This is a genomic window from Marinovum sp. (genome assembly GCF_034669705.1).
Taxonomy (GTDB): Bacteria; Pseudomonadota; Alphaproteobacteria; order Rhodobacterales; family Rhodobacteraceae; genus Marinovum.
The window spans coordinates 17,054-29,240 of the sequence record NZ_JAXMOR010000050.1; the positions used below are offsets into that span (position 1 = coordinate 17,054).

General features: G+C 67.3%; 13 protein-coding genes and 1 tRNA gene. 8 read left to right on the forward strand and 6 right to left on the reverse strand.

Going from position 1 to position 12,187, the window contains the following annotated elements; translation table 11 throughout:
- Positions 1-2: 2 nt before the first annotated feature.
- Positions 3-167 carry an argininosuccinate lyase gene (locus tag VOI27_RS22125; protein ID WP_323768660.1) on the reverse strand — a complete coding sequence of 55 codons (165 nt, stop codon included), beginning with the start codon at positions 165-167 and terminating at the stop codon, positions 3-5.
- Positions 168-269: 102 nt separating this feature from the next.
- On the reverse strand, positions 270-1,661 hold the full coding sequence (gene argH, locus VOI27_RS22130; protein ID WP_323768662.1) for an argininosuccinate lyase: 1,392 nt from the start codon (positions 1,659-1,661) through the stop codon (positions 270-272).
- Positions 1,662-1,713: 52 nt separating this feature from the next.
- Between argH and VOI27_RS22135 the strand changes: the two genes are divergently transcribed.
- The 3 genes from VOI27_RS22135 (at position 1,714) to VOI27_RS22145 (ending at position 3,612) form a co-directional block, all read left to right on the forward strand.
- Entirely contained in the window at positions 1,714-2,232 is a 519-nt protein-coding gene (locus tag VOI27_RS22135) for a TlpA disulfide reductase family protein (RefSeq protein WP_323768685.1), read from the forward strand.
- 195 nt (positions 2,233-2,427) lie between these two features.
- Positions 2,428-2,769, forward strand: coding sequence for an antifreeze protein (locus tag VOI27_RS22140; RefSeq protein WP_323768664.1), 342 nt, complete (start codon positions 2,428-2,430; stop codon positions 2,767-2,769).
- Between the two features lie 87 nt (positions 2,770-2,856).
- Entirely contained in the window at positions 2,857-3,612 is a 756-nt protein-coding gene (locus tag VOI27_RS22145) for a hypothetical protein (RefSeq protein WP_323768666.1), read from the forward strand.
- A 52-nt stretch (positions 3,613-3,664) separates the two neighbouring features.
- On the opposite strand, the gene arsJ is transcribed toward VOI27_RS22145, so the two are convergent.
- From arsJ to VOI27_RS22160, 3 genes are read right to left on the reverse strand one after another with little or no spacing between them, the layout of a single operon-like run.
- Positions 3,665-4,933, reverse strand: coding sequence for an organoarsenical effux MFS transporter ArsJ (gene arsJ / locus VOI27_RS22150; protein WP_323768668.1), 1,269 nt, complete (start codon positions 4,931-4,933; stop codon positions 3,665-3,667).
- Positions 4,934-4,947: 14 nt separating this feature from the next.
- On the reverse strand, positions 4,948-5,946 hold the full coding sequence (locus tag VOI27_RS22155) for an ArsJ-associated glyceraldehyde-3-phosphate dehydrogenase (RefSeq protein ID WP_323768670.1): 999 nt from the start codon (positions 5,944-5,946) through the stop codon (positions 4,948-4,950).
- On the reverse strand, positions 5,943-6,773 hold the full coding sequence (locus VOI27_RS22160) for a helix-turn-helix domain-containing protein (protein ID WP_323768672.1): 831 nt from the start codon (positions 6,771-6,773) through the stop codon (positions 5,943-5,945). The genes VOI27_RS22155 and VOI27_RS22160 overlap by 4 nt, the downstream gene beginning before the upstream one ends.
- A gap of 156 nt (positions 6,774-6,929) precedes the next feature.
- On the opposite strand from VOI27_RS22160, the gene modA reads away from it, so the two are divergent.
- From modA to VOI27_RS22185, 5 genes are all read left to right on the forward strand, one after another.
- A complete protein-coding gene (modA, locus tag VOI27_RS22165) occupies positions 6,930-7,703 on the forward strand; it encodes a molybdate ABC transporter substrate-binding protein (protein ID WP_323768674.1) in 774 nt (257 codons plus the stop codon).
- Entirely contained in the window at positions 7,703-8,371 is a 669-nt protein-coding gene (modB, locus tag VOI27_RS22170; protein WP_323768676.1) for a molybdate ABC transporter permease subunit, read from the forward strand. The genes modA and modB overlap by 1 nt, the downstream gene beginning before the upstream one ends.
- Positions 8,368-9,450, forward strand: a complete 1,083-nt coding sequence (modC, locus tag VOI27_RS22175; RefSeq protein WP_323768677.1) for a molybdenum ABC transporter ATP-binding protein — start codon at positions 8,368-8,370, stop codon at positions 9,448-9,450. The genes modB and modC overlap by 4 nt, the downstream gene beginning before the upstream one ends.
- 574 nt (positions 9,451-10,024) lie before the next feature.
- Positions 10,025-10,948, forward strand: a complete 924-nt coding sequence (locus VOI27_RS22180; RefSeq protein ID WP_323768679.1) for a hypothetical protein — start codon at positions 10,025-10,027, stop codon at positions 10,946-10,948.
- A gap of 514 nt (positions 10,949-11,462) precedes the next feature.
- Positions 11,463-11,537, forward strand: a tRNA-Phe gene (locus VOI27_RS22185).
- 156 nt (positions 11,538-11,693) lie between these two features.
- Here VOI27_RS22185 and VOI27_RS22190 read toward each other — a convergent pair.
- Complete coding sequence (locus VOI27_RS22190) at positions 11,694-12,029, reverse strand: hypothetical protein (protein WP_323768681.1); 336 nt, start codon at positions 12,027-12,029, stop codon at positions 11,694-11,696.
- Positions 12,030-12,187: the final 158 nt, after the last annotated feature.

The window sequence follows — 12,187 nt, forward strand, 5'->3', positions numbered from 1 at the left end:
GGTCAATTCGAGCCGCCGGCGATGCCGACCTCGGCCGTGCCGCTGATCTCGACCTGCAGCGGTGCCTCGGCCTCGGGCCGCTCGGGCGCCCCGTCAACGCCGCAGCCCGCCAGAACCGCCAGGACCGCCAGGACGGACAGCTCCCTGATGCCGAAACGCTTGCCCATGATCCGTCCTTCTTCTGTTCAGAAATACCCTCGGGGGAGTCGCCAAGGGCGACGGGGGCAGCGCCCCCTCTTACGCCCTGACGGCCCGCGCCGCCAGTCGGATCATGCCAGCGTCTCCGTCCAGCGCGCCACCTGTTCACGCACCCGCTCGGGCGCGGTGCCGCCATAAGAGGTGCGCGAAGCGACGGAATTATGCACGCCCAGCACGTCAAAGACCTCGGCGGTGATCTTGTCATGCACCGATTGCATTTCGGCGAGGCTGAGGTCTGGCAGATCGCAGCCCTGGCCCTCGGCCAGCGCCACCAACGCGCCGGTCACGTGGTGGGCGTCGCGGAACGGCATGCCCAGCACCCGCACCAGCCAGTCGGCGAGATCCGTGGCGGTCGAGAACCCGGTGGCGGCGGCGGCCTCGAGACTGTCGCGGTTGGCGGACATGTCCTTGACCATCCCCTCCATCGCGGCCAGCGCCAGCATCAGGTTGTCGGCGGCGTCGAAGACCTGCTCCTTGTCCTCCTGCATGTCCTTGGAATAGGCCAAGGGCAGCCCCTTCATCACCGTCATCAGCGCCACGTTGGCGCCGAAGATCCGGCCGATCTTGGCGCGGATCAGCTCGGCGGCGTCGGGGTTCTTCTTCTGCGGCATGATCGAAGAGCCGGTGGAGAAGCGATCCGAGAGCGTCACGAAGCGGAACTGCGCCGAGGACCAGATCACCAGCTCTTCGGCCAGCCGCGACAGGTGCATGGCACAGATCGAGGCCGAAGACAGGAACTCCAGCGCGAAATCGCGGTCGCTGACGGCGTCGAGCGAATTGGCGGCCGGGCGGTCAAAGCCCAGCGCCTCGGCCGTGGCGTGACGGTCGATCGGGAACGAGGTGCCGGCCAGCGCGGCGGCGCCCAGCGGGCATTCGTTCATCCGCGCGCGGGCGTCGCGGATGCGCGACCGGTCGCGGGCGAACATCTCGACATAGGCCATCATGTGATGCCCCCAGGTGACCGGCTGTGCCACCTGCAGGTGGGTGAAGCCCGGCATCACCCAGTCGGCCCCGGCCTCGGCTTGCGCCAGCAGGGCGCGGATCAACGCGCCCAAGGCCTGGTCGACCGCATCGAGCTGGTCGCGGGTCCAGAGCTTGAAATCGGTCGCCACCTGGTCATTGCGCGACCGGCCGGTGTGCAGACGCCCCGCCGGCTCGCCGATCACCTCCTTCAGCCGCGCCTCGACATTCATGTGAATGTCCTCCAGCGCGGTGGAAAACGCGAACTTGCCGGCCTCGATCTCTGACAAGATCGTGAGAAGCCCTTCCCTGATCGCCTCGGCGTCCTTACCGTCGATAATACCTTGGGCGGCCAACATCGCCGCATGGGCGCGCGAGCCTTCGATGTCCTGCGCGGCCATGCGCTGGTCAAAGCCGATCGAGGCGTTGATCGCCTCCATGATCGCGTCCGGTCCAGCGGCAAAGCGGCCGCCCCACATCTGGTTTGAGGATTTGTCTGACATGAAGCTCACTCGTCGGGGATTGAATGCATCGGCTCTTGCAGCCGCTGTCTATATGGGCTTGGGGGCAAGCGCAAATGCTGCCGATCCAGCAGCCCTCGCCGCCCTGCGCGCGGGCGACATGACCAAGCTGCAGCTGCACCCGGCGCCGGTCTCGGTCCCGGCGCGGGATTTCACCGATTTCGACGGCGGCGCGCTCAGCCTCGACGCCTATCGCGGCAAGGTGGTTCTGCTGAACTTCTGGGCCACCTGGTGCGCGCCCTGCCGCAAGGAGATGCCGATGCTGGCCGAGTTGCAGAGCGAGCTTGGCGGCGAAAACTTCGAGGTCGTCACCCTGGCCACCGGCCGCAACCCGGCGCCATCAATGACCCGGTTCTTCGAGAGCATCGGCGTCGACAACCTGCCGCTGCACCGCGATCCTGAACAGGCGATTGCCCGCGGCATGGGGGTCAAGGGCCTGCCGACGACGGTGATTCTCGACCGCCAGGGCCGCGAGATCGCCCGGCTCGAGGGCGACGCCGACTGGTCGTCTGACAGTGCCAAGGCCCTGCTGCGGGCGATGATCGCCGGCTGACCCCTTGGTATGGCGCGGCTTTTCGCGGCCGCTGACGAAACGGCAACAGACCGCCGATCATTGCCGCAGTGCAGCATTTTTCATGCTGCTCGCGCGGCATTCCATGCTACACTGCAGGGTGACAGGAAATCGTGGCCAGGCCACGTCGGCGCATGCTTTGGGCGTGCCCCGTGCCGGGAAGGACGCGACGGAGAGATGCAGACAGGTTTGAAACAGGCTCTGGACGGCTGGACCGCCTGTCTCGCGCTGGCGGCCCTCGCGGCGCAGGCGCAGAGCGTCATCACCTATCGCAGTCTCGGCATGTTGGGCGGCTGGTCGGTGGCCGGCGATGAGACCACCCGCATGGTCACCGAGAAGCCTGCCGTCTTTCTCGAAGCGCAGCTGGCTGCCACCCATGCGCTGATGGCGGGCAAACGCCCCGAACAGGTCACGATGGCCTGGGTGGCGCCCTTGTCGGATGCCGTGGGAGACAATCAATCGCGGCTTGCAAAACGGGGGCCTGCCGGGCCGGGCGCCCTGTTCGGACCTCACGCTTAAACAGGACACATGATGAATCTGCTTGTCAAACAACTCGAAATCTCGGCGGCCTATCTGCAGATGGCCAACCGTGCGATGGAAACCAACATGCGCCTCGCCAAGGTCTTCATGACCTCGGCCTTCGAGGGCGCGAAACTGTTCTCGCCAGCCGCGCCGCTGGTCGCGACCCCGGCCAATGACAGCGCCGAGGCCGCCGCCAAACCGGCCGCAGGCAAGACCCCGGCGCGCAAGCCCGCCGCCAAGGCTACGACTCCCGCCGCCGCAACGTCTGTTGCCCGCGCCGATGGCACCAAGGCCGGCGAAGCCCCCAAGGCCGACGCCCCGACACCGGCCGCCAAGGCCCCCGAGACCGAGGCGAAACCCGCGGCGGTGAAGCCGGCCGTTGCGCAGGCGCCGGCGAAGCCCGCCGCGCCGGCCAAAACGGACGCACCGAAGGTCGACGCGAAGACCGAGGCGCCCAAGGCAGAAACAACCAAGCCCGTCGCGCCGAAAGCGGACGCCCAGAAGGCAGAACCGGCCAAGGCGGACACCCCGAAGGCGGAAGCGCCTAAGGCGGACGCGCCGAAGACCGACGCGCCCAAGGCAGAAGCCCCCAGGGCAGAGGCTCTGAAAACCGAGGCGCCCAAGGCGGAGGCCCCGAAAGCCGAAGCGCCCAAGGCAGAAGCAGCCAAGACCGAGGCCCCGAAAGCCGACGCCCCGAAGGCAGAGCCCGCCAAGGCAGAGCCCGCCAAGCCCGAAGCCCCCAAGGCCGAGGCCGGAAAGCCGGCCCCGACGCGCAGCACCACCCGCCGCACCCGCAAGCGCGCGCCTTCGGCCCCCAAGACGTTGCCCGGTCTCGACTGAGACCCACCCGAGCGCAGAGACACAAGGCCCTCGCCGCAAGGCGGGGGCCTTTTTACGTCGCGGGGGGTGCCGACAGCTTTGCCGTCGCCGCCCAGCTCAGCGCGATGAACCCGGCCGCCACCGCAAGGCAGAGCGCCACGCCGCCCAGCTGATAGGCCAGCCCGGACATCACCGTGCCCAGCAGCCGTCCGGCGGCATTGGCCATGTAGTAGAAGCCCACGTCCATCGTCACCCGCTCGGCGCTGGTGAAGGCGAGCACGAGATAGGAGTGCAGCGCCGAGTTGATCGCGAAGAGCGCGCCGAAGACCAAGAGCCCGGCCACCAGCACCACCGTCAGCCACGGTGTCGGGTCCCCCGCCAGCCAGACCAGCGTCGCCAGCCCCGCCGGCACCACCAGCAGGCCCGCCACCCAATGCCGCGCCAGCGCGACGATCTCGGCCTCGGGCCGGGTCGCGGCGCGCAGCAGCCGGGGTGCCGCGGCCTGCACCGCGCCGTAGAGGATGGTCCAGACCGCCATGAAGCTGCCGATCATGAAGAACGCCGCCCGGTTGCCGGCCTCGCTGCCATCCGACAGCACCGCGTAGAAATAGATCGGAATACCGACCACGAACCAGACGTCGCGCGCACCGAACAGGAACACCCGCGCCGCGCTCAGCCAGTTGATGTCGCGGTTCTTCGAGATCACCTCGCGGAACTTGGCATCCTTGCGCCCCATCGGCAGCCCCGCCGGCATCCGTGCCACGACCCCCGCCAGGATCACCGCCAGCACCGCCGCCATGCCCAGCACCGACGGCACGAAGCCGAAGAGCGCCAGCGCCGCCGCGCCGATCAGGAAACCGCAGCCCTTGACCGCGTTCTTCGACCCGGTCAGCAGCGCCACCCAGCGGAACAGGCCGCCGCCTTCGGTGGGCGCCAGCAGTTTCACCGCCGATTTCGACGACATCTTGGCCAGGTCCTTGGCGACGCCAGAGGCCCCCTGCACGACCATCACAAAGGCCACCGACGCGCCCACCGCCCAGCCCGGATCGAGCTGCGCCAATGCCAGCAGCGCCACCACCTGCAGCCCCAGCCCGGCATAGAGCGTCGAGGTCAGGCCGAAGCGTGCCGCGATCCAGCCAGCCGAGAGGTTGGTCACCACGCCGGCGATCTCGTAGAGCACGAAGAGATAGGCCAGCTGCACCGGCGAGAACCCCAGGGTATGGAAGTGCAGCAGCACCAGCATCCTGAGCGCGCCATCGGTGAGCATGAAGGCCCAGTAGGCGGCGGTGACGGCGACATAGGCGGCAAAGCCGCCGGGGCGCGCGCTGGTCGGGGCGGTCATCTCGGGCTCCCGGGTCAGAGGCTTGCGCCGACCATCAGGGCGACATCCGCCAGGCGGTTGGCATAGCCCCATTCGTTGTCATACCAGGCGTAGATCTTCACCTGTGTGCCGTTCACCACCATGGTCGAGGGCGCATCGACGATCGAGGAGCGCGGATCATTGGTGTAATCGCTCGAGACCAGCGGCCGGGTTTCGTATCCGAGGATGTCTTTGAGAGGGCCTTCCGCCGCGGCCTTGAAGAGCGCGTTGACCTCTTCCGCCGTGGTCGCGCGTTCGACTTCGAAGACGCAATCGGTCAGCGAGGCGTTGAGCAGCGGCACCCGCACCGCATGGCCGTTCAGCTTGCCGGCGAGCTCGGGATAGATCAGCGTGATCGCCGTTGCCGAGCCGGTGGTGGTGGGGATCAGAGAATTCAGCGCTGACCGCGCGCGGCGCAGGTCTCTTGCGGGGCGGTCGACGATGGTCTGGGTGTTGGTCACGTCGTGGATCGTGGTGATCGATCCGTGCCGGATCCCGAGGCTCTCGTGGATCACCTTGACCACCGGAGCCAGACAGTTGGTGGTGCAGCTTGCTGCCGTGACGATGCGATGCGTCTCCGGGTCATAGGTCGCTTCATTGACCCCCATGACAATATTGGCGGTCGGCCCGTCCTTGACCGGGGCCGAGACCACGACCTTCTTCACCCCGGCGGCGAAATAGGGCGCGAGCTTGGCTTCGGTCTTGAAGACGCCGGTGCAGTCGATCACCACGTCGACGCCGTCGAGCGGCAGATCGGCGATCTCGCGGCGCTGCAGGCAGGGGATGCGGGTGCCGTCGATGGTCAGGCTCTCGTCATCGCTGGCGAAAGCGGCGGGCCAGCGGCCATGCACCGTATCGAACTCCAGCAGATGCGCATGCATGGCCGGGTCGCCGACCGCATCGTTGACAAAGGCGATCTCGGCGCCGCGTTCCAGAAGCGGGCGCAGGGCGAGCTTGCCCATCCGTCCGAGGCCGTTCAGGGCATAGGTGGTCATGTGGTTTCCTTCATCCGGCCGATGTCATCGACACTGGTTTGCACAGAGACCCGGTCGAGCGCGTCGAGCGGCAGGGCGGCAAAAGCACCGATCCGGTGGCGCAGCATCGCGTAGGTCTGTTGAAAGGCGAGGCCGCGTTCGGCCTCGGTGCCGGTGGCCCGGGTCGGGTCCGGCAGGCCCCAATGGGCCGCGATCGGCTGGCCCTGCCAGGTCGGGCATTCCTCGTTGGCGGCATGGTCGCAGACGGTAAAGACGAAATCGAACCGCGGTGCCTCTGGCCCCTGGACCTCGCCCACGGGCTTGGCGCGCAGCCCCTTGGTCGCCAGCCCCTTGTCGGCCAGCAGGGCAAGCGCCCGCGGGTGCGGCGCCTCGGCGGGCCGGGTGCCGGCAGAGACCACCTCGAACCGGTCGCCCGCCAGATCGCGCAGGATCGCTTCGGCCAAGATCGAGCGGGCGGAATTGCCGGTGCAGAGGAACAGCACGCTGTGCTTGCGTGGCCCTGGCCGCTCGTGTGCAACCGGTGGGCAGAGATCGGGCCGGCCGCGGCAGCAATCGAGGAAAAGGTCGCGCATCAACTCCTGTGCCGCGCCGGTGTCGAGCGCATAGCGCAGCGAGGTGCCCTGCCGGGTCTGGCTGATCAGCCGCGCCCGGGTCAGCACCGAGAGGTAGACCGACAGGGTCGAAGGCTTGAGCCCCAGCACCTGGGCGATCTCGCCCGCCGGCAGCGCATCGGGGCAGCGTCGCACCAGCAGGCGGAACACCGCTAGTCGCTGCGGATGGCTCAGGGCGGCAAGCTTGTCGATCAGGGGGGCATCATCTATTTCCATATTTCATGAAATAGCGAGCCAGATGCGATTCGCCAAGCTGAAACCGGCGCGGCCGCGCGGTCGCCCGCCCTGCCGCCCGCCCTGCCGCCAAGGTCGGGCTTTCCACCCTCTGCCCGCGCCGATAAGGTTTGCCAAACTCAGGACACCCGCCCCGCCATGCCCCTGCCCCGCCGTCATTTCCTGGCCCTGAGCGCCGCCGCCCTCGCCCTGCCCGCGCGCGCATCGGCTGCGCCGGTGATCGCCGCCGCGGCCTCGTTGCGCTTTGCCCTGCCGGTGCTCACCGGGGCCTTCACCGCCCGGGGCGGCGGGCCGCTGCGGGTGACCTACGGATCCTCCGGCACACTGGCGCAGCAGATGCGCAACGGCGCGCCGTTTGCGCTCTTTCTCTCGGCCGATGCAAGCTATGTGCAGACCCTGGCCCGCGCCGGCACGGTCACCGACGAGGGCACCGTCTATGCCCGCGGGAGACTGGCGCTGATCGCCCCGAAGGGCGGTCTGGCGGTGGACGGCGCGATGGACGGGCTGGCGGCGGCGCTCGAGACCGGCGCGATCCGCCGGTTTGCCATCGCCACACCGGACCATGCGCCCTATGGCCAGCGCGCGCGCGAGGCGCTGCAGCATCGCGGGCTTTGGGAGGCGCTGCAGCCACACCTTGTCTTTGGCGAGAACGTCGCTCAGGCAGCGCAGTTCGCGATCTCGGGCAATGCGCAGGGCGGGTTGGTCGCGGCCTCGCTGGCCGCCGCCCCGGCGGTAGAGGCGCAGGCGGTGAGCGCGCGAGTCCCGGAGAGCTGGCACAGCCCGCTCGAGCAGCGCATGGTGCTGGCGCCCGAGGCCCCGGCAACCGCCCGCGCCTTTCACGACTTCCTGCTCTCGCCGCCGGCGCAGGAGATCTTCGCCGCCCATGGTTTTGCCGCCCCGGAGCCTGCCTGATGGACTGGCCGGCGCTCTGGCTCTCGCTGCACCTGGCGGGTTGGACGGTGTTGCTTCTGCTGCCGGTGGCGGTGTTTCTCGGCCGTTTCCTCGCCTTCCACCGCTTTGCCGGCAAGGGCGCGGTCGAGGCCTTGGTGATCCTGCCGCTGGTGTTGCCGCCGACGGTTCTGGGCTTCTACCTGCTGGTGGCCTTTGGCGCCGGCAGCCCGGTGGGCCGGCTCTGGGAAAGCGCTTTTGGCGGGCCGCTGGTGTTCAGCTTCGAGGGGCTGGTGGCGGCCTCTGTGCTGTTCAACCTGCCCTTCGCGGTGCAACCGGCGCAGCGCGGCTTCGAGGCGGTGCCAAAGGACGTGCGCGAGGCCGCCGCCTGCTGTGGCATGTCGCCCCTGACCGCGCTCAGACGGGTCGAACTGCCTTTGGCCTGGCCCGGGGTGTTGACCGGCATGGTGCTGACCTTCGCCCATACGCTGGGCGAATTCGGCATCGTGCTGATGGTCGGCGGCGCGATCCCGGGCGAGACGCGGACCGTGGCGATCTCGATCTACGACCGGGTGCAGGCCTTCGACATGTCGGGCGCGGCGCAGATGTCGGCTATGCTGCTGGCGATCTCGCTGGTGACCATCGCGGTGACCTTCCGGCTCTCGGAGCGCGCCGGGCGGAGGCTGTCGTGACGCTGGAAGTGGCGGTCAGGGCGGCGGCACCGATCCCGCTGGATGTCAGCTTTCGCGTCGAAGCCGGCGAGCTGCTGGCGCTGGTTGGCCCCTCCGGCGCCGGCAAGTCCACCGTGCTTCGCGCCATCGCCGGGCTCTGGCACCCGGACAGGGGCCGCGTTAGCGTGGACGGCGAGACCTGGCTCGACACAGACACCGGCACCGACCTGCCCACCCATCGCCGGCGGCTGGGCGTGGTGTTCCAGTCCTACGCGCTGTTCCCGCAGATGACCGCGCTGGCCAATGTGATGGCCGCCGGCGCCGGCCAGACCCGCGCCAGCGAGGTGCTCGAACTGGTGCATCTCGGCGGGCTGGAACGGCGCCGCCCGGCCGAGCTTTCGGGCGGCCAGCAGCAGCGCGTCGCCGTCGCCCGTGCCCTGGCCCGCGACCCGGCGGTGCTGCTGCTCGACGAGCCGTTCTCGGCGGTCGACCGGGGCACCCGCGAAGGGCTTTATGCCGAGATCGAGCGGCTGCGCGCGCATCTTAGGATGCCGGTGGTGCTGGTGACCCATGACATGGAGGAGGCCCGCCGGCTGGCCGACCGCATCGTGGTGATCGACCACGGTCAGGTGCTGCGCGACGGGCCGGTCGATGACATCCTTTATGATCCACGCGCCCTGCGCGGCATGGGGCTGCGCGAGGCCGGCGCGACACTGACCGCGCGGATCGAGGATCAGGAGGCGGATGGTCTGACCCGCCTGCGCTGCGCCGGCGGGCCGCTCTGGCTGCCACGGATTTCCGGTGTCGCGGGCGAGGTGGTGCGGGTGCGGATCATGGCGCATGACGTGATGCTGGCCAACCAGCGGCCCGAGGCGATCTCGGCGCTGAACGTCATCCCCGGCGTGATCGAGAGCATCCTGCCCGGCGACGGCCCCGGCGCGCTGGTGACCTTGGCGGTGGGCGACGAGCTGGTGGTGGCGCGGATCACCCAGCGTTCGGTACAGGCCATGGGGCTTGTGGTGGGCCAAAGCTGCTATGCGCTGGTCAAATCGATGGCGGTGGCCCGCCACCAGGTCGGCCGCGAGGAGGCGGAACCCTAGGCCGCGCGTCCTTGGCCCGATGCCGAAGGGCGCCCGGTCGATGACCCACCAAAACGCTTGCGATACCGTCAGGCCGGGGGTTTGCGCCGGCCAATCGTGCAATTGGAACGACAGCACCGGGCAAATCCGGCCTCTGCGACGTTGGGTCACTTACGTGATTATTTTCTTCCGGCCGCGATATGAACGCTCGTTCATAAAGGCCATGGGCGGGTGGACCACCCGTGAAGGCCACCCCGGCTCGCCTCGGAGATTTAACGCGACCACCTACGATATCTCGCGTGCTGCGTTATTTTTCCGTCAAAATCTTCCCGAGTTGACGTCAACCCGCACCACGTCATGACGCGCCGATGAGTCGCGTCACCCACCCCCAAAGCGCTTAAATCTCTGTGGCGCTTATGCCACTGAGCCAAGACGGCAGGGATCGAGCCCGCATTTACATCACCTGCGACCCACCCATTAATCATATAACCTTAGAAATACGAAATCGAGCATAGAAGTCTCAAAAAACAGGTCCGGTAACCGGACGGCACAAAATCACCACCGCCTGGAACGGGTGGAGACGGAGGTAGAGCAAATGGCAAACATCAGTGTTTTCGGCATGGGGTACATCGGGGTGGCCACGGCTGCCTGTCTGGCATTCGACGGACATCAGGTGACCGTGGTCGACGCCGACCCGGACCGGGTCGCAGCGCTCAATGCAGGTGTGACGCCACTCGCCGACGCGCAGCTCGGCGCGCTGATTGCCCAGGTCGTCCGCGAGGGTCGCCTGACCGCGACAGACGATGCGCAGCAGGCGATCGATACCACCAGCATGAGCTTTGTCGCCACCGCAAAGCCCGAGATGGCGGCACAGGCCGGCGTCGAGCGCGCCTGCCACCGCATCGGTACCGCCTTGGCCGCGAAAGACGGCTACCACACCGTGCTCCTGCGCACTTCGCTGGTGCCTGAGGCCACGGCGGCGCGCTGCATGCCCCTGCTCGAGGCGGCAAGCGGCAAGACCTGCGGCCAGGATTTCGGGATCAATGAACTGCTCCCCGACCTGACGGGTCCTGCGGCCGCGACCCGCGACACCGCCGCCCTGCTGTTGGAGGTGTTCCCGCGCGAGATGCTGGCGCGTCTCGACGCTGCCGCGCAGCTGCGCCCGGTGCCCGAGCTGGCCGAATTCGCAGCAGAGTTCGAGGCCGCCGCGTTTGCCTTGACCGAAGAAACACCGCCGGAGACCCCGTCTTCGGCAAGTTTGGCGCCGAGCGCCGTGACTGCGCAGACAGAGGAGCCGCGCGATGAGAAATTTGCCCCCCGTTTTCCGTGCCGCAAGGATATCTCCCATCGCCGGCCTGGCGTTGCGGCCCTTCCGCGCGGCCGTCAGGACGATCCTCGCCACGGCGGCACCGGCCACGTCATGCGCCCTTTGGGTGCCAGCAACATCTGCGTCTGGCACAACCGTGCCGCCGCACGGTCCGTCCCGCCAGCTCCGACTGCGGCACGCCACGCCAGCTAGGGGCTGTGGCCGCGCACGGGCTTTCTAAGCCTGCGCGTTCCCTTCGTTTCGGCCCTCATGCGAACGGCTCGCGGGCCCTGCCCGGCCCGAGGGCGGCACACCGAAATGGACGGCTGCCATGAGCTGCAGGCGTTGACGACCAGCCAGACTGCCTGAGGTCAGCCGCAGGGACCTGCCGCTCTTTGGCCGAAAGCGGCGTTCGCCCCAGGGATCCCGATCCCCGCAACTCATTCTCCGGACGTCGCCCCTCTTGCGGTGCGGTGCTGGTTCCACACAGGCCGCGCGGCTTCGACCGAAAGCCGCGCCCCCTGCGTGCCGCCGATCTGGAAGGTTGCGCAACGGTTTAGCTCCTTCTGGGCAGCGCCGGTCCCGACTGCGATCCCGGCCATATCTGGCAGCGGGCGCTGGTGCGAAGAAATGCGGATGCGACGGGCAGAAATTTGCAAAAACCCACTGGACACTCCCGCATGGCTCTCCTAGAACGCATCCACCCGAACGCAACGCGTTCTCCCGTGCCCGGGTAGCTCAGGGGTAGAGCAGTGGATTGAAAATCCTCGTGTCGGTGGTTCGATTCCGCCCCCGGGCACCATTTAACTACTTGAAGTAGTTTAACAAATCCTACTGGAAGCATTGTAATCGTGGCCACCGCATTTGGCTTGGGTGCCGTATGGGTGCCAATTGGCGATCTTGCACAAACTCGTTGGTGCTGCGCCATTTCTGTTTTTGACCACGATCATCAGCAAGCTCACTCTGGGTCGGTGTCCTTTTTGAAAAGCTCTTCAAGAGCATTGATGTCATCTTCACTAACGTCTGAGAAAAGAAAAACGGTCATCGCGTTCGTAACTTTCGCGCTTACGGCGTCCCAATCGTCTGATGGATCATGTTCGATGTACTTAGAAATGTCTTCATATTGTTTGTGCACTTCTATGCGAGCCGACGTGGACAGCTCTCTGCTATGAGCAAAATGATAGGGTGTCGGAAAGCCAAAGCGAACTAGTTGCGGTAGGAAGCCCGGCATCGGCGCAAGGTCCGTGCCAGTGGCAAGTTCAATTTCTGTTACCAACTGCGCCAGCGCACTCATAACGAAGCTAATCTCGGACGCAAAGCGGTTCGAAAAGAGGTGGTCCTGAATTTTCGACCAGTTTGCCGCCGGACTAAGCTATAGCATTGGTTTCATTTCAGGCGGCGGCTTTCATGCTCGGGGCCCGACTATCATATGCCTCGCGCGGCGTCAGCAGC